The 25,646-nt window shown below is 54.4% G+C and carries 10 protein-coding genes, 1 tRNA gene and 3 pseudogenes; 6 read left to right on the top strand and 8 right to left on the bottom strand.

Annotation, left to right across the window (positions count from 1 at the left end; all coding sequences use genetic code 11):
* Positions 1-11: 11 nt before the first annotated feature.
* Positions 12-1,046, top strand: a complete 1,035-nt coding sequence (locus KHU29_RS00760) for an FAD:protein FMN transferase (protein ID WP_211450793.1) — start codon at positions 12-14, stop codon at positions 1,044-1,046.
* Positions 1,047-1,065: 19 nt separating this feature from the next.
* Here KHU29_RS00760 and KHU29_RS00755 read toward each other — a convergent pair whose 3' ends face one another.
* Together KHU29_RS00755 and KHU29_RS00750 are read right to left on the bottom strand one after the other, a co-directional pair.
* Positions 1,066-1,614 carry a cytochrome b gene (locus KHU29_RS00755; protein WP_211450792.1) on the bottom strand — a complete coding sequence of 183 codons (549 nt, stop codon included), beginning with the start codon at positions 1,612-1,614 and terminating at the stop codon, positions 1,066-1,068.
* The gene (locus tag KHU29_RS00750; protein WP_211450791.1) at positions 1,611-2,540 is read right to left on the bottom strand and encodes a beta-propeller fold lactonase family protein; all 930 of its coding nucleotides are present in this window, start codon (positions 2,538-2,540) and stop codon (positions 1,611-1,613) included. The genes KHU29_RS00755 and KHU29_RS00750 overlap by 4 nt, the downstream gene beginning before the upstream one ends.
* A gap of 285 nt (positions 2,541-2,825) precedes the next feature.
* Here KHU29_RS00750 and KHU29_RS22105 point away from each other — a divergent pair.
* Positions 2,826-2,960, top strand: a pseudogene (locus tag KHU29_RS22105) (cysteine dioxygenase); the annotation flags it as partial.
* Here KHU29_RS22105 and KHU29_RS00745 read toward each other — a convergent pair.
* Positions 2,900-3,100: a hypothetical protein gene (locus KHU29_RS00745; protein WP_211451150.1), complete on the bottom strand. Its 201-nt coding sequence runs from the start codon at positions 3,098-3,100 to the stop codon at positions 2,900-2,902. The pseudogene KHU29_RS22105 and the gene KHU29_RS00745 sit on opposite strands and share 61 nt — an antisense overlap.
* Between KHU29_RS00745 and KHU29_RS00740 the strand changes: the two are divergent.
* The 3 genes and pseudogenes from KHU29_RS00740 to KHU29_RS22100 all read left to right on the top strand — a co-directional run.
* Positions 3,078-3,464: pseudogene (locus KHU29_RS00740) on the top strand (FCD domain-containing protein); the annotation flags it as partial. The gene KHU29_RS00745 and the pseudogene KHU29_RS00740 overlap by 23 nt on opposite strands.
* A 103-nt stretch (positions 3,465-3,567) precedes the next feature.
* The gene (locus tag KHU29_RS00735) at positions 3,568-4,344 is read left to right on the top strand and encodes a COG4705 family protein (protein WP_211450790.1); all 777 of its coding nucleotides are present in this window, start codon (positions 3,568-3,570) and stop codon (positions 4,342-4,344) included.
* A gap of 59 nt (positions 4,345-4,403) precedes the next feature.
* Positions 4,404-4,844: a hypothetical protein gene (locus KHU29_RS22100; RefSeq protein ID WP_425514431.1), complete on the top strand. Its 441-nt coding sequence runs from the start codon at positions 4,404-4,406 to the stop codon at positions 4,842-4,844.
* 87 nt (positions 4,845-4,931) lie between these two features.
* On the opposite strand, the pseudogene KHU29_RS00725 reads toward KHU29_RS22100, so the two are convergent.
* Positions 4,932-5,678: pseudogene (locus tag KHU29_RS00725) on the bottom strand (MFS transporter); the annotation flags it as partial.
* Here KHU29_RS00725 and KHU29_RS00720 point away from each other — a divergent pair.
* The gene (locus tag KHU29_RS00720; RefSeq protein ID WP_246541314.1) at positions 5,652-6,026 is read left to right on the top strand and encodes an IclR family transcriptional regulator domain-containing protein; all 375 of its coding nucleotides are present in this window, start codon (positions 5,652-5,654) and stop codon (positions 6,024-6,026) included. The pseudogene KHU29_RS00725 and the gene KHU29_RS00720 overlap by 27 nt on opposite strands.
* 704 nt (positions 6,027-6,730) lie before the next feature.
* Here KHU29_RS00720 and KHU29_RS00715 read toward each other — a convergent pair.
* From KHU29_RS00715 to serS, 4 genes are all read right to left on the bottom strand, one after another.
* A complete protein-coding gene (locus KHU29_RS00715) occupies positions 6,731-15,949 on the bottom strand; it encodes a Tc toxin subunit A-related protein (RefSeq protein ID WP_211450788.1) in 9,219 nt (3,072 codons plus the stop codon).
* Between the two features lie 32 nt (positions 15,950-15,981).
* Positions 15,982-23,694, bottom strand: a complete 7,713-nt coding sequence (locus KHU29_RS00710) for a SpvB/TcaC N-terminal domain-containing protein (RefSeq protein ID WP_211450787.1) — start codon at positions 23,692-23,694, stop codon at positions 15,982-15,984.
* Positions 23,695-24,047: 353 nt separating this feature from the next.
* Positions 24,048-24,137, bottom strand: a tRNA-Ser gene (locus KHU29_RS00705).
* 147 nt (positions 24,138-24,284) lie between these two features.
* Positions 24,285-25,586, bottom strand: coding sequence for a serine--tRNA ligase (gene serS / locus KHU29_RS00700; RefSeq protein ID WP_211450786.1), 1,302 nt, complete (start codon positions 25,584-25,586; stop codon positions 24,285-24,287).
* Positions 25,587-25,646 lie beyond the last annotated feature (60 nt).

Raw genomic sequence — 25,646 nt, 5'->3', positions numbered from 1 at the left:
AAGGACTTATCATGCAACGACGTACCTTGATTTCAGCTGTCTTAGGTGGTGCCTTGACCGGCGCCGCAGGTTGGGGTCTTCTCCAACCTCGCCCGCAGGCAGGCACGATTGTGCGGGGCTGGGAAGCGCAGCCGGGAATGCGCCTCTATACCGGCGCCGATCTGGCATTCGGCACGACCATCGCCATACAGGTTTTGCACGACAATCAACGGCAGGCAGAGCTGGCGATCCAGGATGGATTTCACGAAGCAAAAAAAATAGATGCGTTGATGAGCATCTATAGTGAATCCAGCCAGGTGTTCCAGTTAAATCGAGATGGCAGGCTACGCCGGCCCGATCCGCACCTATTGCGCGTACTGCAAGAAACCATGCGCCTTTCGACGCTGAGCGACGGTGCTTTCGACATCACAGTGCAACCGCTCTGGCTGCAATTCACCAAGGCGGCTGCAATGAATACCTTACCGTCGCCTGCAGAAATAAGAAGCGCCAAGGCACTCGTCAATTGGCGGAATCTATCGATCGGCCAGCACGAAGCGCGCTTGCACAAGCCGGGAATGTCCATTACCTTGAATGGCGTGGCGCAAGGCTATGCTGTCGATCTTGCGCTCGCGGCAGTGCGGCAGCGAGGAATCAGGCATGCGCTGCTGGATACCGGCGAATTCATCTCTTCAGGAAACAAAGCGCCTTCACACGCCTGGATGGTCGGTGTGCAGGATCCCAGGCACGACGATGTGTTAACCGCGGTACTGCAGATGGATGGCCGCAGCGTCGCGACTTCCGGCGATTACGAAACGATATTTACTCCGGACTTCGTCCACAACCACATCTTCGATCCGGCCACCGGCGATTCCCCGTTGGAACTGGCAAGCGTCACTGTCGCCGCTCCGACAGGATTGCAGGCAGATGGATTATCGACGGCTCTGTTTGTCATGGGCTCAGCCAAGGCAATGTCCATCGCCGCACAGCTAGACAATGTCGATGTCTTGCTGGTCGATAAACGAGGGAAAACCTGGATTACGCCAGGCTTACGTGCTTCACGGGCTTAGACGCCGCGCAGATAACAGATCAGGGAAGCATGCGCCCGAACATCCGGTCACGGTCGATCAGCAAATGCTTGCATGCGGCCAGTACATGAATCACGATCAGTACGATAAATGCGATAGCGATCAGCCGATGATATGTCATGAACAACTCACGCAGGTGTTTGTCTTCCCAAGCCCAGTTCGGCAACGCCACGCCGAAAAACTTGATCCCATATTTATTGAAAGAAGACGACAGATAGCCGGTCGCCGGTTGCAACGCCATACAAAGATAGAGCAGGCCATGACTCCATTGCGCTGCCCTTGCCATCGGGCGCGAAGTACCTCTCGGCAACGGCGGTGGCGGATGTGCCAGGCGCCATCCCAGCCGCAGCAGAATCAATGCGCCGGCCAGAACACCCAGGGATTTGTGCACATTGAAATACACTGCCCTGCCAGGAATGCCCTTTGGAATATCCACCATGTAATAGCCCAGGCACAGCATGCCGATGATCAGCAAGGCAATCACCCAATGCAAAGCGATCGCCGGCAACGTATAACGGACTTTATCAGCGGTGAAAGGCAGCGCGCTCATCTGATCGCCACGCCCCAAGGCAACTCTCCGACCGATATTTCCTTGCTGACGCTGTTGCTTGCAGTATCGATGACGGACACCGAATTGGAACGGCCATTAGCTACATACAGTTTCTTGCCGTCAGGCGTGATTGCCATGTTCCATGGACGCTTCCCGACCGCAATCGTCGCAATCACCGTGTTGCTACTAGCGTCAATCACCGACACCGTGCCATCCTTCCCGTTAGAGATATAGACGCGGCTACCGTCAGGCGACATCGTGACGCCGTTCGAAAAATTGCCGGGCTTGATTTCCGCTACGACTTTTTGCGTAGCCACATCTACCGCATACACCATGCTAGCCATTTCCGCCGCGATGTAGGCCTGGCTGCCGTCCGGGCTGAAGGCTACGCCACGAGGGCGCAGGCCCAGCTTGACCGATGCGACTTGCCGGCGTTTCGCCACATCGACGATATCCACTGAATCTGCTTCTTCGGCGCTGACATATAGCCATTTTCCGTCCGGACTAAAGGTAGCGTGCTCAGGATTCTTGCCTTCGGTCTTGACGCTGAACACTTTCTTGTTTGTCGCGGTGGAAATGAAGCTGACCGTGTTCGTGATTTCGCTGACGGCGGCAACCCAATCCCCTGCACGCGAAATATCGACGCCCTCGGGCGACTCTCCCAAAGGAATCGTGCCGGTCTGCTCTCTTTTTTTCAGATCGATAACCAGCAGGGCGTTGGCCGGCTGGTCGCTGACATACAAGGTATTGCCATCGCGGCTGACCGCCACGCCGCGAGGCCTGGTGCCGGCCTTGATTTGTCCCACTACGCTATCGCTGGCGCAATCAATGATCGAAATCGTGCCCGATTTTTCATTCGGAACATAGGCAAACGGCAGCGCGCTCGACGTACAGGGCGTCAATAACGCAGACAATGCCCCGGCCATGGCCATTCGTTTAGCAAGGCCGGTAAATGACGACGTCACGAAAATATGTAGAAAGTAATTATTCTTCATAATGCAGGTACCTATCGGAGATGGTCGAACGTAATGCGATGGTGTACATGAGTGCCACGATTCATATAACGCAATATGCATGCCCGACATGCCGGCACAGGAGCCAGGCACTGATTAGTTAATTGGGGCTTCAGTTATAACTGAGGTGAGATATCGAAGTGTTCGAAGTGTTTCAATTTCAAACAGCGGATTGATGCAATTTGGAACAGTTGTCCATATGGCGCCAATATCGGCGCAATACAACGCTCTGTGTATGCCGAGGACGGCAACCGCAAAACCTTTATCTCCGGTTACTCCAACATCCATTTACCGAATATATGGGACCGCTCCATGGAATTGAAAACGCCATGACCATCAACACTATCAATATCGCCGAAGCCGACTTTGCCACTCTCACGTTCCAACAGGTTCATGCCGCCCTGCTGGAACGTAGGGAACTGGCTTTGCTGGACGTGCGCGAAGAAGCGCCGTTCGGTTGTCCAGATTGCCATCGGCGCCCTGCATCTGTTGCGCACCAAGCCGGCGATGCTGGGACACTTGAAGGAGGCTCGCGTCTTTCTCGAAACCAGCACGGCCCGCATGGCCGCCGAACGCGCTACGGAGGCGCAGATTGCAAGCCTGTACCTGAGCATAGCCGAGCATCGGGCTTCCATGGTCAACCCGGAAGAATTCATCGAGCGCGACATGGCGTTCCACCGCGAAATCGCCGACATCAACGGCAACTCGATTTTCCCGTCTATCGTCGAATCGATGTTCCGCTGGGCCAGCGAGTTCTACTACACCCTGGTGCGCGCGCCAGGCGCCGAGGAACTTACGCTCACAGAGCACCAGCGTAGTGTCGATGCGATCGCCTCGTAAGACCATGGTGCCGTGGCGCCAATTTTTTCATTCCTGCAACTATGCTTGGCCTAAGTATTTTGGCTCATAGTCGGCCTTGTCATAACTCTTGGAGCGTGCCATGAATAAATTGCCAAATCAAATGTCATCTGGCTGGTTAAACAAAGTTCCTGAAGTCACGCTAGGTTTTTGGATCATCAAGATCATGTCGACCACAGTCGGCGAAACCGGCGCGGACTATCTTGCGGTTAACGCAGGTTTCGGCCAGACAATTACCGGCAGCGTGATGGCAGCGCTATTGGCGATTGCACTTTTCGTGCAGCTCCGCGCACGGCGCTACGTCCCGTGGATGTACTGGTTGACCGTGGTGCTGGTCAGCGTGGTGGGCACTCAAATCACCGATGCGTTAACCGATGGCCTAGGCGTAAGTCTCTATCTCAGTACGACTGCTTTTGCCGCCGCTCTTGCCGGGATATTTGCATTGTGGCACCGAAGCGAGGGGACGCTTTCAATCCAGGCGATTTTCACGCGGCGTCGAGAGATCTTCTACTGGGCTGCCATCTTGTGCACTTTTGCGCTAGGCACCGCAGCAGGCGACTTGGCCACCGAGGCCTTGGGACTGGGATTCCAATGGGGAGTGGTTGTCTTTGGCGGACTGATTGCCATCGCAATGGCGGCATTCTATCTGGGCGCGAATAAGGTGCTGACCTTTTGGGTTGCATACATCCTGACGAGACCGTTAGGTGCCGCGCTTGGTGACTTGCTGTCGCAGTCCGAGAAGTACGGAGGTCTCGGTTTCGGTGCGAGGTTGACGAGTGCAATGTTCTTCGTGGTCATCATCGGACTGGTTGTCGCGGCACAGCGCAATGCAGTCCTCAAAGCGGAAGCTGCCCAATAACCGGGCAACAAGTTAGCCAGCCTGATGCAGCAGTCAATTTATTTTTTAAGGAAAACGTCATGAATTCAATCGCCATTAATTCAAGTTCTATTTCAAGCGCCATTACCCGCCCGCTCTCTGCAGCAATGTTTGCCTTCGTCGTGCTGGCCACAGGGTATGTCGCACCGTCATCCGTTGGCATGATCAATTCAGTCGAAGCAGCAACGCCATCGAAGCTTGGGGATTTGACCTCTTTCCGTGCCATCGCTGTTGACGTCGCCTCTATCGTGGACAAAGGTGATTTACCAGGCGCGAAGAAGCGCATCAAAGACTTGGAGTTATCCTGGGATTCGGCCGAAGCCGGGCTGAAACCGCGTGCCGCAGCCGATTGGCACCTCCTCGACAAAGCCATCGACCATGCTTTGGAGGCGCTGCGAGCAAGCACGCCGAATGCAGCAGCTTGCAAGCAGTCGCTGGCCGATTTGATAAAGACCTTTGACCAGGTCAGCGGCAAAAGCTGAAAGTTTGCAGGTCGAGGCGCTGATAGTCGGTGCGAAGCCACCCAGGGCAAAACCAATCTGGGTACCGATGGCCATGCCGGACAGGCGTACCCGGGTATCGAACATTTCGCCATACAGGGATGGCCAGACACCGTTTGCCGCGCTATACACAACCCCGGACAAAAGCAGGCCGAAAACAAAGATGAGCGGGATATTGGCCTGGCTGATACTCCACAGATAAGGCCAGATCAGACAGGCACAAGCCAGCCCGCCAAAGATGAACACGGGCTTGCGGCCAATGCGGTCCGACAATGCAGCGAAGGCCGGAATCGCCGCTTGCGCCACCACATTTGCCAGTACCAGCACGGTCAGCATGGTGGCGCGTGGAATATGGATGGTGTTGACGGCGTATGACAACGTAAACACACTGAAAATCGTGCTCACTACCGAGATCTGGGCAGCAAAGATGACACGCGCCAGGCTCTTCTTATGTTCGCGCAGCAGCACCATGACCGGCAGTTTGGCTTCCTTCTCTCCCTGTGCTTGCGACTTTTCCTGTTCGAAGGCAGGTGTCTCGGGCAAGGCGCGGCGCACCCAGATGCCAACCCACACCACAATCGCGCTCAGGAAAAATGGAATGCGCCAGCCCCAGGACATTAACTGGTCTTCAGGCAACGCCGAAATCGGCAGGAAAACCAGGGTTGCGAGAATCAGGCCGGCCTGGGTTCCGCTCAGGGTGAAACTGGTAAAAAAGGCGCGCCGATGCGACGGTGCATGCTCAAGCGCCATCGAATTGGCGCCAGCCTGCTCCCCTGCCGCCGACACGCCTTGCAGCATGCGCAGTATCACCAGCATGATTGGCGCAGCGATGCCGACCTGGCCGTAAGTGGGCAACAAACCGACCGTAAAGGTGGATATCTGGACCGGATCGACCTGATCGCCTACACCCACCTGACCGTGACGGACAAGGAACAGTTGTTCCGGGAGCTGATCACCATCCGCGAGGATGGCTTTGGCGTGACCGAAAACCAGTATGAAATCGGGCTACGTGGCATCTCCGTGCCGATCAAGAGCCGTCGCGGCGCCCTGATCGGCGCGTTAAGCGTCTCGATGATGATCTCCAGCTGCTCAAAAGCCGAGGCGACGGCGCGCTGTTTGCCGGTGCTGCAGGCTACTGCTAATACCTTGATGATGTGGGTTTGAATCGGTGAACGCTGAATCTGGGTCATTATGCAAAAATCAGCAAAATGCCACATCCGCACACAATAAGCCCTTCCGGCATCTGTATTAGCCAGTCTGTTTCTTTCGCCTGCAGTAACCCATTTCAATCTCCCTTGCGTTGACGATATAGCAAAGTATTGCGTGTATCCTGCAACGCTATCAACAAGCATTGCGACTATCGCTGCTAGCTAATCTGAACGGCAAGCAGACATTGCTGTCCAAACAAATGTCACCATTTGCCACGGAGTTCGTCATGAAACGTCTCACTATCTTGCTTGCGCTGACAACCCTGTTCCTCGCCGGGTGTGTAGCGGGGCCGTACGCTCCAGGCGACGGGGGCTATGGCTACTATGGCGGCGGGAACGGATTTGGACAGCGCGACCACTACAGGGGCGGAGAAGGTCGCGAAGGCCGAGGCGACGGACGCGGTGGCTACAACCAAAACGGAGGGGGCTGGAATGTTAGTAACCCTGGCGGCTCCGACCACTAGATTACCGTCGTAGCGGTCAGGAGTTTGGGGCCTTTGGTTAAGCAAAAGTCTTCCAGAAGATGCAGAGATCGACAATGCATGCACTGAAACTTGACGGCTATTGCTGGACATACCGCTGGAAAGGCATCGACGGATGATCCACATGGCATTCTGTCCAACTGAACTATGTCTGGACGGATATCCCTCCCCCCTGCGCTCAAGCCAACACATACCGCTGCAATAGCAACATCTTGTCGATCACTGTCGTCGTATCGTGAATTTTTATCTGTAAATCTCCCAAGGGAACCTCGACGTCATTTGCCACAAAAGAACGCATGGAACCTATAGATTTGCCAGCCAGAAATGTTATGTCAATCCCGCCTTGCGTGGCTACGATCGAAGCAGCCGGGATCGCTCCCGAGACAAATAGATAAATGTTTTTCGCCAAGATCCTCTCAGGCGGTCGCCCTTTGGTAAAAATCGGCAATTTCTCGTTAAGTTTTTTGATCGTCAATACCCGTTCGGTCGCCCCCGCGGATAGATTGCCGGCGCTGTACCATTCGTTTGGAAAATCGTTTTTCAAATCGAAGATGGCAAACAGCCCTTCCTCGCGACTAAGGTTTTCTACGCTCGCGATGTAATCCTGCACCGAACCAGCCGCCGCTGCCTTGAGTTTGTCATCACCTACCGATGTATAGCGCAGACGCATGAAAACATCCGTGACCGTGTCGTAATCGAACTGCCGAAATTTCTCCGGCAACTCAAGGCGCCATTTGCTGATCGCGCCCCCCCCCTCAAACGGCAGATAGCGTTCATCGTGGAAATTCAGTTCAAACACGCCACTTTCGTCGTCTAGCGAACTGACCGCAATGGAGGTGATAGGCACATTGACGGTGTTGAACCTGGCATCGGTTTGGTCGATTTGCTCTGGATAATCGCCCTTGCCCTTGGCAATGGCGCTGCTTCGAAACTTATGCTCAAGCAAGCGCAGAGTGCAGTTCAAGCTGGTGTACGGCCCGATGGTGCAAGGAATTCTCAGGCTGACGGACTTGATACGGCGCATGTAGTGGCCGGGATAGTCCATATCGAACAACACTTCAGGCAGCGCGAATTCACAGCTGCCGGTCTCTTTAAGCTGGATCAGCGCCAGAGGATCGATTTGACGCAGCGAAATCGACTTGCTTATCTCGTAGTCGTGGCCGCGCTTTTCCTGATATGCGGCTTCGAGCTGCTTCAAAGCTGAATACAAGCGCTCTCCCGAATACAGGCCGTCGTAAGCGGCATCCCAGTAGCCATACTGGATGAAATTGGACGACGTCAATCCACGTTCGAAGCGGAACACTTTCTCGGCGCGGTTAGCCATGTCGTACGCCATGTTGTAAGCCTGATGCCACAAGGTGCTGACTTGATTATCCATCCACGAGTAAAGATCTTTCTTCGTGTACTTGTTGCGCAAGAATTCCTCCACCTCTTGCGCATTGTCGATCTGCTTCTGCTGGTTGGTTATTTCCTGCTGGGCGATGCTGATCCGGATTTGCTGGGTGAGTATCTGCTTGTCGATATTCTTGATCTCATAGCCGGCGACATTGGCTTGTTGTACGCGTTCTTGCAGTTGGCGCAAAAAACCCGCTTTGCGACCTGCATTAGAAGATTGATAAGAAAGATAATCGCCGTGAATCTTCAATCCCCGGGCTATAGATTGAGTAGCATTTCCCATGTTTGGGAATCCCCAAGATATAGCTGCTCCAACCCCTAATGGCGTTGCATGGCTATTAATTGTCGGTAAGCCGTGGAAGACGCTTGCAAGTGTCTCGACTACGCCGATCCCAGTTTGCCAGTCGGAAGATTCGCTCGCCTTGTCCATCTCCTGTTTTTCATAGGAAATCAGTTTCAACCCGCTCTCGTCGACCGGTTGCTCTATCGTGTCGGCAAATTCACTGAAATCCGTATTTTCATCCGGCACCTTGCCCAAATCTTCGCCGATGAGTTTGATGAAATGCTGCAAGCGATACACCGGCCCCTTGCGACTTTGCTGCAAGGCATCCAACGATTTTCCTGCTTCATCCAACTGCTGCTTTTTAACTTCCATCACCAGGTTATGAATGCTGCTTTCATGCCTGGCTCGGATCTGGGATAAATCCTCTGCATCAGTCTTTTCTTTAATCGCCATAAAAGCACCACCCAGCGCTTTTACTTCCGAGCACAGCTCCAACGCCTTTTGCAATAAATAATAGAAGCGATAATTCGGCATCGGGCTGTTCATATCGTTCAGCACGCTCGACAGGCTAAGCCCCTGCGCAGCCGCCTGCACCAACAGAGCCGGGTCGATCGGCGGTTCGAATAAAGGCAATTGCCGGAACACGCCGTCGATATCTTCGCAATGGCGGATCTTGAACAAGCGGTCGTCGATGGTTTCACGCAACGCTGTCAGCTGTGGATTGTCAGGAATGCAGAAATACAGAGTGCTCGCAAAGCCGAAGACATTGGCGAGTCCCACCACACCGTTGCTCACGCCGATAGGCAAAGGCGTCTGATTACTGAACGGGAACGCCAGTTCCAGTTCTACCATCGCATTGCCGAACGCATCCCATTTGTCCAATAAAGAGTTGTATGTTTGCGGAAGGGTCTTGCCGCTCTTCGGGATTTTTTGCCCCCTCGTCCCGCAATGATGAGAAGCCAGGACAAAACATTGAATGGCAAGAGGAATGGTTTCAAGCGTGTTTTGACGGAAGTAGTAATCACCGTAGGCAATCAATATCTCGATGTATTTCATCGCCACCCACTTCATGTAGGCGGACGGGCGAGAACGGGCGACGACATGAGGCTGAAACGGCTTGTCGCGCCATTCGTTAATCTGCTGGTTTGGCTGGTTTGGCTGCAATCCTGAAAACAGTTTTTCCAGGACGCCCGTTGCATCGACTTCCTTAAACGGCGGAAATTGCCAAAAGCGCTTGGCGTCTGTCCCGGCTGCATAAGGATTGAGAACGTAGTGGCACATCTTCAGCGCCTGATCGAACTGTTGGGCCGCCAGCAGGCGATCAACCAACAGCATGGGCGCGTGAAAAGCCGCTTCCCAGTTATAGAGAGAATAAGGACGTTTCAGTTCGTGATAGACAACAGGTTGCGCGTCGCCGCCAAAAGCATCGACCTTATGCGGGATGGTGGCGCTGTCGTCCGGTATCTTGTTGGCATAATAGTCAAACAGTGTGTCCAACCCGCCCGCCGCAACTTTGCCCAATAATTCATGCGCAAATACGTGATAAAACGGGAATGTGGCCCCCATCACATGCGCAGTTACATTAGTCTGCGGCGTTTCAAAGTAAGGCTCTACCGTGAGTTTGCTCGGCTCTTCGTTATCGATGGCCTGTAAAGAGTGAATTTCGTCGGTTCCGTTTGTATAGTGAAAATCTGTCGTAAAGCTAATAGCGTCGATCACGCCAGTGAACGTCGAAAGCTGGCTACCTGAAAAAAGAAATGCCCCAAGAATCTTACTTCCCTCGTAACCGGCAATGGCAAGTTGCGAACTGGGGGTGGAAAAAAACCTCGGAATGAATTGATGTGAATTAATATCTGGAAGGGCATTTGGTTGATTCGGATTGTTATAAATAGCCTCTGCAGATATTTGTTTCTGCGTCCATTTCTCATTACGATATTCACTCCAGCCCATCTTGATTTCCCAATATTCGATTGACTGGCAGTCCGACGGGCTCTTCGTCTTTGCGGTCGTTTCGAAGTTGTTATTACCAATTGCCGGATTGGGCGCAGCTTTTTTCATAAACTGCGGAAAGAAAATAAGTAAGCGGCTATTCCACACGACAGGAGTCAAATAACTACCGTGCTTCGTGATCTGTCCGTTGGCGCCTTCCATGTCATAGGTAGGGATATCCAACTGCATTTTCTCCCAGGGATACCAGTTGCGCTCGTCAGTACGAAAGTAGCGGTAATAATAAAAATAAGGCGCATTGCGTGTACGGGAAAAGATGTGCAGCTTATTTCCCGCATCATCTTGAAACAGTCCCACTACCTTCAGGTTCGCCACCTCATCCACCTTGAACAAGTAGGCCTTCAGCGCATCCTCAACGGTCTGCGTATTGACATCCTTCTGCAACAACTCCGATTCCAGTTCCTTGAAGAACGAGCTTTTATCGTCGCGCAATGTGGTCTTGATCCAATTTTCCGGATAGAGATAGACCTTGCGGTTGGCCTCCCAAACGCGATATTTTTGCATCCAGTCCCAACGGTCCCGGTCAAGCACTTCGCTGCCCACGCCATACGGGATCTCCAGTCCCAGCAAGCAACGCTGCACAAACAACTGCACCGACGAGATCGCCTGCTTGATGCGCGACGTATCCATGCAGGCGCACATCTGCACATCGATCAGGAAAAACTCGAACAAACTGTCGGCATCGACCACTCCCCATTCGCGCAAATCCGGCTGCACCACCAGATAGCGGATCAACGCCTGCTTCTGGTCTTCGCGCAACTGGTCGTTCAAAGGCTTGACGACTAGCTCCCAGTCCTCCTGATCGTAGCGGGCCCGCAACGTGGCGCGGATGTCTTCAGCAATCTGATGGCAGACGGAGAATTTGGATACCGGATTGGCCCACTCGAACAGGCGATCGATGTCAGTGCCGATGGCAGTTGAAATTTGCAACGCCTTTTGCAATTTGATCAGGTTAATTTCATTGTGAAACGCTTCCGGATGATCCAGGTCGAAATGTTCCGGCGCCATCAGCTTCTTGATGTCGCGCTTGTCCCAGAGCGTCACAGCATCAATTTTTTCGCTCAGTTTGGCGGCGTCGTCCGGTTTGCCGGCCCATTTGAACAGTGCCAATAAGGTCATCTCGGTTTTCGGCAGCTGATCGCGCAGGCTAGCGTATGCCTGTAGTCGATACCAGTGCCCCAGCGTGATGGCATTGAAGTCAAAATTCATCGCGTCGGCAGCAAAGTCGGCGCCATTCGTTTGCCAATAACTGACCTCGTCAACGGTCAGGTTAAAGCCCTTGACGATGAGTGCCGCCTTCACCAGTTTGACAAACACTTCCTCCGTGCCGTCAGATGAATAATCGGGCAACAATACCAATGCAGGAATGAACGCGGTAGGCGAGGAAGATGTCCGCCATTGCAAGTTGGTGGCAGGCTGCCCGCTCACTTCCAAGGCATAGGACTTTCCATTTTTTAGCTTCACCGGCGTTGCAGGATCAGTCGACCAGAAATTCGTCGGATCTTCCTGCTGAAGAGTAAACGGAATCACTTGACCATCAATGACGATAGCTGGCGGTTGCGTGTCGCCTACCAGACTCTGTGCAACAAAGGTATAAGCATCGTCAATGGCAGGGATCAGATAGCCTTTCCAGTCGTTACCGCTCGCCGCAGGTTTTTGGTGAATTTTTTCCAATATGTCGATGGCGTGTTGCTTGGATGCGCCGATCAGCAACACCTCGTTCAATAGCGTATCCGTCACATCCGTCGCCGTCCCCACTGAACCGGCCAGATTGCTCACAATCAAGCGGTGCGCCAGACGCTGCCGCAGAAAAGGCAGGAAAAATTGCAGGAAATAGCTGCGTTTGATGGGCCCTGTATTGGCGTCGCTAGCGCCAGGCTTATTAGGATCTGGTGCGACATTGATATCGCCGGTCAACAGTGTGGCGATGGCTTCGCCATTGTTGGGGAATATCCCCAACAGGCTATCGTTGAAGAACTGCAGCGCCTTCTTGCCCACCCTGTCGATGGCCTTGGCCCAGTCTGCATCATTTGAAAGTGCTTTCGCCTGCACTTTTTCAGCATCGGTCAAGATGCCTGTGACCTGGATAGACGCACTCGGTGGGATGGCATCTTTCTGATTGCTGTACTTGAGCTTCTTTTTCAGCGTATCCGTATCGAGCAACGTGATGACTTGATTAACCGGCGCGTTGGTGGTGTAGATCGATGTTCCCTCCAACAGATTGATAATCTGCTCCACTACCGATGGGTCAAACAACAAGCCGGCTTCGGTGCGTATGCGGTCGGCGCTTGCTTGATCCTTCTGGTCCAGAGGTACATCCTGGTGATCGCGATCAATCGCCTGAAGGCCATCATAGAGGGCCTTGCTGATTTGCAGAATCGTCTTCTTGGCCGGCGCCAGCGGGCGCTTGAGGTCGTCTTGATCGTGAATCACATAATCGAGCTGACGGTACGTGAATCCCGCATCCTCCATTTTTCCCCAGTTATGCAGAAATGCCAACGTACCCTCAGCACTCTTGAATGGATCGCCAAATAGCGTGAACACATCCGACAGATCCACGACAGGCACATGCAGGATTTTTGCTAGCAGACTGTGGCGATAAAGTGCCGACACATTCGCCAGGGTCAACACATCGGTCAGCTGGCGCAACTTGACGATCGCCGCTACATCGTCGGCTTTCATCTTCAATGCCGCTATCAGTACCGGCATATGGTCCGCCATTTTGGCGGCTTGCGTCAGGTAATTGCCGTTCGCATCTGATGCAAATATCTTATCGATGCCAAGCAGGTTATGGGTGAGAAACAAGCGCGAGTACAGCGATTTTTCTCCGCTGGTGCTGATGTCCGCCCAGAACGAAAGCATCTTATCCAAGGGCATGCCGGTGAGATCGAGCAGTTGACGGATCGCGACCAGCTGATGCAGAAATCCCATCGAGATATTCTCCGGCACTTTCACCAGTGCGGGACAATTACTGTCGTCATTGTGTTCTGGCGTGTCGCAACATCCGCCTGCGTTGCCATCGCTGACGGTGCTGCAATCAGACTGGAAAATATCGAAGCCAACGGATCCGCCATCTGCAGTCAGGACTGTTACCGCGCCAGACACGCTAACACCCACAGCAGAACCGCCCGAGCCAATCAGCGCCAGATCGGTTTCGGCAATGCTCCAGCCCAGCTTACGCCACAGGCGGATGAAACATTGCATGCGATCATACTCGCCCACGGAGAGAACGCTGCCGTCAAGGTGAGTCAGACGTACTTTATCCAGGTCACAGGTGTCGCGCGCCGGCAGCCAATTGAGCCGTTGTTCGCGTGGCCCTCGCAAGCCCATCGCATCAACAAAAGCGATGCTGTCGCCGTTCGCATTTTCTACAAGCAACTCACTCGTTCCAAATTGTTCGATAAATGGCTTGCCATCCGTGCCGACCAGTTGCCCTGTGATTGTGACGTTGCCGATCATGACCCCATTCTTATCGACCACCGTGCCGTCCTTGTGCAAAGTGCCGATATATGTCGGCGGCGCATCCTCCTTGAATAACTGACCTTCGACAGGCAATTGCGGCCCCTCGCCCGATTCGAGAACAATCAATTTGCCGATTCTCTCGAAATAGCAGAGCACCCAATCATGAAAATCTGTCTCGCACAGGCAGTGTTCGGTGCCCTGCTGATGGCAGGGGTCCGGATGCAGCAGTGCGTCTATTTTAGGAACCAGCGGCTGCGTCCCGTCCAGGAATGCGATTAATTTCGCAAAGCGCACGTTCCGATCATTGCTGTTGGTGTCCACCAGGGTCTGGAGAAAGCGGTAGCTGAACCGTATGTTTTCCAGTATCGCCAACGCCCTGCCTTGAGGAAACGCCGGGTTGATGAATCGCGTCTTCACCAATTCAATCAAATCCACATACGCGATACCGGTGCGTGGCAAGAATTGTTTCTTTACGAAGGTCAAACCGAGCTGCGCTGTCTCATCAACACTCAGCATCTCGGCCTCGGTTTTGCAACCGTAATATTCATGCACTGGCCTGACACCGATCTTTTGACGGTAGTCGTCATCGGTATAAACCTGCTGCTGTGTGAGTTCGAAATACACCTTCGGCCAAAATGCTTCACGCGTGAGGATGATGTATTCCTCTTGCGTAATGCCAAGAAACTCCGCATCGACAGCGCGTTGCTGTACCAAACCATGCAACGCCTTCAGTTGTTGCAATTGCGGTGGTGACAGAGCCGCGCCTTCATCGATTTCTGTCGCGGTACGGAATGTATCCAATACCTCGTATCGACTGCTACCCATGTATTTCAGAAAAATCCGCGCAGCATCAATCGGCTGATGGTAGGGCAGCGTGAACGGATAGACTGCGTCCTTGAGAATGCAATAAGCCTTGTAATTGATGTGCTGCGGCTCCGCCAACAGCTCGCTGGTGGTTTCGTCGGTTACGTTGAAAACTTCCAAGGTCGCTTGCTTGGGGCTGTTCGCATCGGCTTTATATTTATCCAGATGGACGACAAAACTCTCCATCACCTCGTTCACCAGATCGATGTAAGGCAGGACGGTGAATGTGTTTTCGCAAGTGAGTTCCAGGCAGCCCAAGTCCGGACGGCGGCGTAACAGGTTTTCCAGCGGCGTGTTGGAAATATCCTTTGGGTCGGATTTTGCTTTTTTTGGATCAAGATCGTTGTTTCTCAGATACTGCAGTATCTCGACAAAATAGGCCGCCGGACTATACACCGATAAGCAATCATCGCAAGCGCAATAATCCATGCCGCCGAACAGCGTCTCCAGATCCAGCGGAACGGCATGTGCGTCGGCCACACCCTGCAACGCAGCCATCCGCGCTTCCATAGGCTGCGAGCCATCCATCATCGCCAGCCCGGTTCCGCGCGAGACCTCGCGCATGGTCATCAAGGCATGCTCATTGCGGATATGGAGGTTGATCGCCCCCGTATAAACCTGCTGCGCGGTTTCCTCGCCCAACGCATTGCCGTGCGCAGCCATGAACGTGGATTCCGGTATCTCGGCGATGCGAAACGCCGATGTCAGGTTCGCCTTGATCAACACCGGCACAGCGGTTGGTACCGGACTGATTGCCTGTACCCTTTGCAAGGTTTTCATCTGCTCGACAACGCCGGCACGATTTTCATCTGCGATACCGTTAAAAGCATCTGGGTGCTGAAGCGCGGTGTATATCGAAGTTGTGCGTATGTTGAAATCAGGCTGATTATTCAGAAAGCTCACCGTGCCGCTACGCAGATTCGCATCCGCAATCGGGACTTCGGCATCCTGCACCATACGTTGCAGCACAGCGCTGGGTTCGGCGGTGAACAAATTGTTTTGCAGGGTGATGGCGAAGTTCTTTTGTTTTTCGGCTGGCGTAGCGCCAGCTATGTTAGCCGGTACGCTGTTCGGGTCTACCAAAGTGGCCAGCTTATCGACGTTGTAATTCAAGGCCACCGCACGCAGATTCGTCATATCCGGTTGTCTGGCAAGTGCTGCAACCACCGGGATATTGTCACCAGACCATGCTGCTAATGAGTGAACCAAGGTTGCTTTTTGTAGCGACGCTTCAGGCAGTTTATCTTTGAGATTGTTTAGGGCGTCTGACCAGTTACCATTCGCCGATTGTAAAGCCGCACTGACGATTTTTTGGTCATGGGGCGTGCCAAAAACCGCATTCAGTGTGTTGATTCTGGTGTCGATGTTGTGCGTTTTTGATAGCATGGTTTACTACTCCGATTGAGAGCTCATGATCGTCACTCCGGTGTTGGCGCCACGTACGGCACGATCGCAGGCCCATACTCAATATTCCATAGGGACTTTGCGGTCTCGTACTCTTGCTCTTGTCGTTTGTACTCTTGATTTTCCTTGTAAATTTCAAATTGCCTGTAATATTCTGTTCGCACTTCCTTAGAAACCTTGGCTGCATCAAATTGAGACTCACTTAGATCGCGAACAAGTTTGGGATCGCGAGCCACCAAATCCCAGTTGACATTCTGTCGCTGCGTTTTTCCATCAGAAACTTTATATTTAGCATCTAACTGACTCTTCCAAGTTTCGAAGGCAGCATTGGCATCCCTGTGCGCCTCGCGAGTTAAAAGGACCGTTGGGGCTGCATCGATGCTGTATCTGAATACAAGCCGACTTGCGAGTTCATTCATAACACCATGGTGCGCTTCGAGTGGTGTTTCTACACTTCTTCTATTTGGCTGCATCTTGTAAGGGGCGACCGTGTAGCCGGCAATGGGCTCATCTCCTAACTTCGGAGCAATATTCAGTGGTCCATTCGGCGCGCGAACAATGACAACTCTAAGTTGAGGTAATCTCGCTCGCGTTAACGGCTTTTCCGGGGGCATTGGTTCTCCAAGATCTATATATCGTTGAACATTGATCTTTGGTGGCTCAGGTGGAGGTGGTGGCGGAATAACTAATGGCCTATAAGGAGCCGGACGTGGTGGCGCTTGTCGACCAGTAGGGTCGTTAAGTATCGTGGGAGTATTTCTCACATACACATATAGGTTTGTGCCATCGGCAAACCAATTTGGATCTGTACGTATCCATCTTCCTAGCCAAGATACGAAATACCTCGCCCCGTGATAGTTAAATCCCGTCTCATCATCCCGCTCCTTCCCCGTATACCGATACCGCTTCGCCGCCGCTTTGACACCCTGATCCACCGCCTGATATGAAGTACTTCCATAAGGCGTGTACTCTTCGTACGAAATAACGTCGCCGCTGTCGTCCAATTCGAGACTAGCCGAACCGAGGTGGTTGCCGAATTGGTAGCGCATCAGTTGCAGCGGCGAGCCATCCTTGCCCTGTGTTCTGGTTTCGACCAAGGCAACGCGCTGCTTGTGGTCCATGACGTGCAGCGTTTCACGTTCGAGCGCGACGCCGGCGCCGGTGCCATCGAATTCGCGGTAAATCTCAAAATCACCAAGATAAATTCGCTCGCTCTTGCGCGAGCCGTTCTGCCGTTCGGTGACCTTACGCACGCGCTGTCCGCCGCCATCGTAAAGATAGAAAGTGGTCTCCGGCACGATGTTAGGCGGCGGTGTCGCATTGACCGCCTGGCGCGATGTTGCGCTCAATTGATCCCTGAAATCCCATTGCATCAGCGTCAGGTGCGGCATGCTGGTCATGTTGCCGTGGACGTCGTAGGAATAGCTCTCGGCCGTTGCGCCTATGGCCGTGCTGCTGAGGCGATTACTGTGCTTGGCGGCTTCGATCAGGCTTGCTTCGTTATAGGCATAGGTGCGTGTCCAGTTGCCATTGGCCGCTTGATGGATCAGTTGCTCGAAATTGCCGACAGCGTCATACAGATATTGCTCGGTGTAGTTGCGCATCGCCTGGCCGTCGCCGGGTTGCGGCAGGTTGATGCGGAATTCGTCATTCCAGCTGGTTTGCGGTTGCGCCAGCTGGCCGATGTGTTCGCGGCCGGTTGCGTTGATCAGCCGGTAGATGGCGTCGTAGACATAGTCGCATTGCGGTAGCACGACCTGGCCGTTGAAATAGGTCGTCTGTTGGACATCATCGCGGATGCGGGTGATGTTGCCAGCGGGGTCGTAGGTATAGAACAAATCTTGAAATATCGAGGTCACCTGTGGCGCGGAGGAGCTAAGCAGGCGTTGCATGAAGTTCTGTGGCGCAGCGCCGGTACGGCTGGTTTTTAAATGGATCAGGCGGAAGCTTTGCTCGTCATAGAAATATTCCGTCTGCGCGCCATTGCCATAGTCGATGCGGCTGCGTTGACCTTTGGCGTCGTAGTCAATGTTCGTGACGGCATGCAAATTGGCTGACGTGGGATCGAGCAAGGTAGATGGCTCAGCGATTAGCCCCAGCCAGGCATCGACTCGCTCCAGCAAATTAGCCTCGTTGTAACCAGGGCGCATGATGTTGATCTTGGTGCTGGCTTGATTGCTGTGCGGCGCGATGAGTTGGATAGGTCGATTGAGCGCGTCATAGCTGGTGCTGCTGGCGAAAATGTCTGTTTCCAAAACGGGGGACGGGTTCTGCGACCAGTCTGGCGTGGCCTTGTAATCCTGCACCAGCTGCCGCGAACTGCGCAGCAGATTGCCTTTGAAATCATGCGCCTCGCTGGTCACAATGCCTGCTGTGTCATAGTGTTTGTACGGCTTGGCGCGCAGATTGGCTTGCAAAATCTGCGCGGCAGTGAGGCCGTTGCCGCTAAATTCACCGTAGACGGTTTCTTCAAAGCAGATTTCACGCGTTGGGTTTTGCAGATCGGCACCGATGACATACGAACGCAAGGGGCGGCGCAACTCGTCGTATTCGCTGCGCAAGCTGTGACCTCGATCATCCCAACTGCGGATGGCTTTGCCGGTCACATCATTGAGCATCCAGCGTTGGCCGGCCTCCATGCTGGATTGATGGACATGGTTGCCAAGCATGTCGTAGCCGTAGCGCATGACGATGCGATTGCTGGCGTCTTTGACTTCGCGTTGATTGCCTTCAATATCCAATGTCACGCGCGTGGCATATTTTTGCGCCACGCCGTTGCCATCCTTGCCGTTGTCGGCAACCGTCAACATCGGCCGGCCCAGCGTATCGAAGTATGCCACGATGGGCGTGGCGGCATGGGCGGCTGCCTTGTCTGCCGCAGCCTTTTCGTCCGCTCCCCTCTGCCCGTTGCGGCGCTGGTCGTACCACGTGGGCAGGTAGTCGGCAACCGGAAGCAATTGAAAGAACTCTCCGACATCAGGATCGGTCTTGGGGTCAAGCAGCGTTACCGTATCGTTCACGTCCCAGCTTTCCTGCCGCCAGGGATCGAACACGACTTTCTCGTAGGTGTGATTGGGATGCAGTGTCGCCACCACCCGTTCCGCAGGATCGTAGAACAGGATAGGCGTCACGCCGGTATCGGTCATCTCAGGCTCCGCCTCGTACAACTGCGTGCTGCTGAAGAACGGTTCGTACTGCTTGACCGGCTTTCCCTTGTTGTTATAAACGGTGCGCCCCTTGCCGACCCAGCGAGGATTCACGGCGCCTGACACGGGCACGCCATTGTTCAACGTCAATGCGCCCGGACTGACATCGCCGCTCGCCAGCATCACATTTCCCGCACGGATCGCCGCATCGCCTGGCTCGGCCTGTATCTTCGATTGGAGTTCTCGCCCGAAACCATCGAAATAGGCAAAGCTGACCTGGATTTGCAAGCCCTGCGGCGGCACCGGATCGCTGACATGGGTTTCGCGCACCAATGTGGCGGCGAAGGGAGGCTCGCCGCAGCGGCGGTAGCGATCGAGGTCGTAGACGAAACGGCTGGTGGCGTTCTTGAGCAGTGCTGCTTTGAAATCGGCAGGACGTGCGGCAAAGCTTTGCAGTTGCAGCAGACTTGGATTGGCATCGAAATCGCCGAAATCGTCCAGGCTATCGCCGAGCGCCTCGTTGCTCTTGCCACGCACCGCCGTCGCAACCGCCAGGCCGAACGCGTCGAAAGCGACGAAGGAGCGATTGCCATTGGGGTCGGTCAGTTGCTTCGCTTGCAAGACACGATAATCATGTAGCGCTTCGACGGAATTGCCCAATGGGTCGCGGGTTTTGGCCGGGAAGAGATCGTTTGCATAGTCCACGAAGCTGCTATCCGCAAATGGATTACGGATGCGCCGCGGCAGGAAAAAGTGGCCGGCAGCTTCCACCAGTTCGTCTGCGGCAGTGGCAGTCTCGGACGGATGAAAGAACACGCGCCCGGAGGGATGCCACCAGCGGCCATCGCCATCGAGATCGACGTAGCCGCCACGATCGGATGCAAGGCTGGCGTCCACCGGAAGAACAGTTCCTGGATTGGACAGCAGATTTTCCGTTGCCAGTCCGGCATGCGGCCGCTGATAAATGCTGCTCAACAATCCCGCCGTAAAGGCCAGCTTGTAGCTCTCTCCCGGCAAGGCGAGCGCCTGCAACGTCTGCAACGGCAGTAGTTGACTGAGATTATTGCTACGGTAGCGGGTTCGCTGAACCTCGATTGGACGCCGGTAGACGCCACCACCCATAGCCTGAGTCGCGTTGATGTCTTCGTACGGAAGATCGTGCGCACCGTCTTCTGCCTGAGCGGCGATGGCAATCAACTCATCGAACCGGAACAGATTGGTGATATCGGGCTGTTGTCCGCCGGGACGCAGTTTGAGCAGTTCGTAAGTCTGTGCCTCGGCCGGCAGCGGTGTGCGATAAGCGTCGGCGGCAAGAACTGCGTTGGTAAAGCTGTCTTCGCCGAGCGTCGCGAAAAGTTGTTTTTGCTTTTTACGGTCGGCATCAGTCAGCACCGGATCGGCATCGTCGAAGCGACGCCCATAGGCAATCGTCACGGATTGACGCACGTTGCCGTAATCATCCGCGTCCAGGATCACGGTATGCGTGACGCGGGGATCGGCCAGCCATTTCGTCGCTGGATTCTGGGTGGCGGTTACGGCATCGACAATCTGCCCATTCAGGACGGGAAACAATTTACGCTCGTAATGGAAATCGACGGCCTCGCGCGCGTGGGTAAAGAAAACAGCATGGAGGTTGGCGCCGCGCGGTTGCACAGCCTGGATGGTGTAGTTGTGCTCTGCTACGGAGTATGGCCGACCGGCAGCATCCGTGCCGTCGAGCGCGTAGATTTCCTGTCGCAGCATCGCTCCCTTGAGCGAGCGGATAGCTTCAGCGGCTTCTTCGCTGGCGAGGTCCGCTGGCAGCACGGTGTCGTCGAGCAGCATCGCCTTGCGCTGGATTGGACTCAGCACTTCCCCCGGTCGTCCAGGATCGCCCTCGCGATAATATTCATCTTCGAAATGACGCGAGATGCGCTTACCGGCCAGGTAAGCGCCGGTATGGAACCAGGTTTTCGTGAGCGTGGGCGGTACATGGAAGGCGGCATTGAGGTTGCTGGCTGGCGTGCCCGCAACCGCTTGAGAAAGCACGCCGAATTCCTCGGTATCCCATTGGTCGACGCGCCCGAAGCCACGAAACTCGCGCTCGATGCCGTCGAAACAGCCATGATGATAGGTGGAGCGCGTGACGAAACGGTTGCCGCTGATCAGGTCGCGCGTTTCAACCCGGGTGACGACATGGACCGGGAATGGCAGACGCGTTATCCAGGGTGTACCGGCGGCTTTGTCGGCCAGGTAGAAATGCGTGGATGATGCGTATTCAATGCTGGTTTCCGCACCCAGGTTGTTGCGCACCGTCGTCAGCAGATGCGGCTTGACCCCGTTCATGAGATCCAGATAGCGCAGGCAGCGGCGGGTGTCGCCGGGCAAGGGAGACGACCAAAGCAAGCAAGCCGTGCCGCGCCCAAGAAAATCGACGACGGAAACCGATGATAACTGATCGGTACGTGGCACCCGGTTCAACTGCCTGGCTGCGGACAGGCTATTGCCATGCTGGTTGAGATAAATGCGAACACCGTCGCGTCCCAGATAAATGATATCGGTGGGTCCGGAACCGTCGGTATCGGTCAAGTGAATACGGCGCTGGTCGAAGGAGGCAACGTCGTCGAACCATGGCACGTTGTCCATGCTGACCTTGGCGCCGAAGCGTCCATAGCCGATGTTCGGCCAATAGCAGACCTCGCTCACCCGTATCCGCACCAGATCGGACAGGCCATCGCCAGACATGTCGGCCAGGAAGATGGACTGCGTACCGTCGGAGAATACCAGGCGCGGCCCTTTTTCTTCGTCGCTTGCGAGCGGCACATGGGCGGCGGCGCAGAATCCGTCCACCGCTTTTGATTCATACCAGGTGGCAAAGACCTGATCGTTTGTTACGAGAATGTCGGCATGTCCATCGCCGGTCAGATCGACAAAGCGCAAATTGGGGTCTTGCCAGTCGAGGTTTGGCAGATTGAGGAAAGTGCGGAAGCGGTCCCAGCTCGCATCGTCGGTGCGGGAAAAGAACCCTGGCGTCGGTGATCCGAACTCCACCAGAGCGAGATTACCATCGCCCGCCAGATTCAACAGTTGCTGCCGTCCGTGGCTGAGTGCCGCCAACGACGGGCGGGGCGAAACATATTCGATCGGGCCGAACTGCCCTTCGCCAAGGTTCGGCTTGTAAAACCAGGCGTCGGCTTGTTCACTGAGCACACCGGAAATGCCCTCCCCGTTCAGATCAACCCAGCGATAGCTGTTGCCATCGATACCGGCGGGAAGACTCTGCAGATTCAATTCATTGACTTCTTGCAAAGGAAGCTGGTCGTAGCTCAAATCATCGAGCGGGCTGGCTGAGTAGGTGAACTCAAGCGGCGGTAGTGAGCGCTTAAGATAGCGCGGAACGGTCTGGGCAATCCGTTTGAAACCGGATTGTAAAGCTTGCGTGATGAAGGAGCCGTTGGCCTTCTCGCTATAGGCAAACTCGGTAGAGCGCACCAGATAGTCATCGACACTCAGTTCATCTGGAAAATGATGGAACATCAGCACTCGTCGACACAGACGGTAGCTGCGCACCTCAAAGCAGGGTCGGTAAGTAGAAAACGGATCGAGGCGCGCAGGCCAGGCGCCGCCGATGGGCGGCTTTAACATAGCGGTCGCGAACGTCCGGCCATCGGCATCTGCCGGCGTTTCCTGATAATGGCCCTCGCCATAGTCGAACACGACTTCAAACATCCAGCCTGCGCTGCCGAAGTCTGGCGTGGGCATGTGGGGCTGACGGAAGCTGGGCCGGCTCGGATCGATCAATAGCGGCTGCCTGTTTCCGTAGCGGATATATTTCAGGTAGCGATTCGCGGAACGCACGCGATTGCGTTCATTGATCTGCGAGAGATCGACATCGTCATCATTCTCTGCAACATATGCATAGGTGATCGCATTGCCCTTGTCGTCGTAGCTTTCACAGATCAGCCAGCTGAAGATGTGGCTTGGGTTGGCGGGATCAGCGATGCGCGATTCGGGTGTGCTGCCATAGACGGTGAGAACATTGTCTTTCGAGATTGAGCGCCAGTGGGTATCGCCGTCGCTGAGCCGCGTCCAGCGTTCGATCCGTGCGAACAGTCCCTCGATGCGAGGGCGGTAGCGCTTGACCACATAGCCGTTGCGCAGCTCTTCGTCATACGTCGGTTTTCCATCCTGATCGTGAGCCCAGCTGCCATCGGGGTTCTTTTTGAGCACCGCGACCAGGTCCTCAGTGCCAGAAAGAATGAAAACATCCGACTCCTCGGCATCTTGGTACTGCGGCAACCCCTTGTCCGTCTTACGTGTAATAGCAGGCAAAGACAGGTTCCAGCCGATACCAAACGGACCATTGCCGCTGCCGGAATCATAGGATAGGGAAAGCTGAGGAGAAAATCCCGATCTTCCTGGCGAAGTCGCGATTGGCACCGACATGACGCCGGTGCCGGTAACAGGATTGGTGGCAAACTTCTCACCCATACCACGGATAGCGCCCCCGCCTTTCGGAAGCGTAATCGCAGGCGCCGTAGCGCCGAATGCGCCATCCGGCGATTTATTTGATTTATTGCTCGTGCCGGGTAAATCGGGCATGCCGCCTCCCCTTCCGAATTAGTTTCACAATCTTGTTGATTATGAAATATTCGCGAATATGCACCTATACATTTGAATGCGCTCGTTATGAACCGGGAAGACGACCATCCCGCAAAGCAATGTCAGCAAGAATATAACTCTATTTATAGCTTTGCGGCAATTAAATGATCATTGAAACGTAACGACTGTACGTTAGATAAAACAACGAACTATTCTCGCGTGGTAGCTGAGGCAGCCCACAAACTCATGCGCAAAATGAACAAGAGGAAGGCAAATCAATTTGATGTTGATTTGATAGTTGAAATGAAAAACCCCTTGATTTATCAATAAAATCAAGGGGTTATCAGTGTTTTTGGCGGAGAGGGTGGGATTCGAACCCACGGTACGATTTAACGTACGCTTGATTTCGAGTCAAGTACATTCGACCACTCTGCCACCTCTCCGGTTTCGGTCGACTTGCTGTGTTTAATGCAGCAAAGCGCAAGATTATAGCAGACTCTTTTTGACTATGGAATGTCTTTTTATTTGCGCCATTCCACAGTAAACATCCGCCCTTCCCTCACACCAAATAATTCCGAAGAATCAATTACTTACACGCTCAGCTTGGTGATGCCGCCCATGTACGGGTGCAGCACCGCAGGGATTTCCACGCTGCCATCTGCCTGCTGGAAATTCTCCAACAACGCAACCAGCGTGCGTCCGACTGCCAAACCGGAACCGTTCAGTGTATGCACCAGCTCGGTCTTGCCTTGCGCATTGCGGAAACGCGCTTGCAGGCGGCGTGCCTGGAATGCTTCGAAGTTGGAGACCGAGGAAATTTCGCGGTAGGTGTTTTGCGCCGGCAGCCATACTTCCAGATCGTAGGTCTTGGCCGCACCAAACCCGATGTCCCCGGTGCACAACGACACCACACGATACGGCAAGCCGAGTTTCTTCAAGATGTTTTCGGCGTGACCGACCATTTCTTCCAGTACTTCATAGGATTTTTCCGGATGCACGATTTGCACCATTTCGACCTTGTCGAACTGGTGCTGGCGAATCATGCCGCGCGTGTCGCGGCCGTAGCTGCCGGCTTCGGAACGGAAGCACGGCGAATGCGCGGCCATCTTGATCGGCAGCGTTTCGCCTGCAACGATTTCGTCGCGCACGATGTTGGTCAACGGTACTTCGGCCGTCGGGATCAGGTACAGCGCAGCGTGGTCGGCGCCCTGCTCACCTTCCTGGCCGCCCTTTTTGACCGCAAACAAATCTTCTTCGAACTTCGGCAACTGGCCGGTGCCGCGCAGCGAATCGGCGTTCACAATGTAGGGCGTATAGCATTCGGTGTAGCCGTGTTCGGCGCCGTGGGTGTCCAGCATGAACTGGCCCAAAGCGCGGTGCAGACGGGCGATGCCGCCCTTGAGGACGACAAAACGCGAGCCGGTGATCTTGGCGGCGACGTCAAAATCCAGGCCCAACGCCGCGCCGACATCAACGTGGTCACGTACTTCAAAATCGAAACTGCGTGGCGTGCCAACTTTACGTACTTCGACATTGCTACTCTCGTCGGAGCCGACCGGCACCGTTTCGTGCGGGATATTCGGCACCGACAGCAAGAACGCGCTGACCTGCTCCTGGATCTGGTCCAGCTTGGTTGCCGATGCTTTCAGTTCATCGCCGATACCTGCGACTTCAGCCATCACGGCCGAAGGGTCTTCGCCCTTGCCTTTCAGCATGCCGATTTGCTTGGATAGCGCGTTGCGCTGGCCTTGCAATTCTTCAGTACGAGTCTGGATTTGCTTGCGCTCAGCCTCCAATGCATTGAAGCCGTTGACGTCTAACTGGAATTTGCGCGCGGCCAGACGGGCGGCGACGGTGGCAATGTCTTTGCGAAGAAGTTGGATGTCGATCATGGACTTGGTATAGATAGGGGAAGGAATAAGCTGCCATTGTACCAAGCCCCGCCAGTCCCC

It is taken from the genome of Collimonas antrihumi (assembly GCF_018304965.1).
Taxonomy (GTDB): Bacteria; Pseudomonadota; Gammaproteobacteria; order Burkholderiales; family Burkholderiaceae_D; genus Collimonas; species Collimonas antrihumi.
Note: the sequence above shows the minus strand (reverse complement) of the source record. Positions and strands in the feature narration are given on the sequence as shown.

Excerpts from the sequence above, each read along its gene's own strand:
- KHU29_RS00760 (WP_211450793.1), top strand. The coding sequence starts at position 12 with ATGCAACGACGTACCTTGATTTCAGCTGTCTTAGGTGGTGCCTTGACC.
- KHU29_RS00755 (WP_211450792.1), bottom strand. The coding sequence starts at position 1,614 with ATGAGCGCGCTGCCTTTCACCGCTGATAAAGTCCGTTATACGTTGCCG.
- KHU29_RS00750 (WP_211450791.1), bottom strand. The coding sequence starts at position 2,540 with ATGGCCGGGGCATTGTCTGCGTTATTGACGCCCTGTACGTCGAGCGCG.
- KHU29_RS00745 (WP_211451150.1), bottom strand. The coding sequence starts at position 3,100 with ATGGCAATCTGGACAACCGAACGGCGCTTCTTCGCGCACGTCCAGCAA.
- KHU29_RS00735 (WP_211450790.1), top strand. The coding sequence starts at position 3,568 with ATGAATAAATTGCCAAATCAAATGTCATCTGGCTGGTTAAACAAAGTT.
- KHU29_RS22100 (WP_425514431.1), top strand. The coding sequence starts at position 4,404 with ATGAATTCAATCGCCATTAATTCAAGTTCTATTTCAAGCGCCATTACC.
- KHU29_RS00715 (WP_211450788.1), bottom strand. The coding sequence starts at position 15,949 with ATGCTATCAAAAACGCACAACATCGACACCAGAATCAACACACTGAAT.
- KHU29_RS00710 (WP_211450787.1), bottom strand. The coding sequence starts at position 23,694 with ATGCCCGATTTACCCGGCACGAGCAATAAATCAAATAAATCGCCGGAT.
- serS (WP_211450786.1), bottom strand. The coding sequence starts at position 25,586 with ATGATCGACATCCAACTTCTTCGCAAAGACATTGCCACCGTCGCCGCC.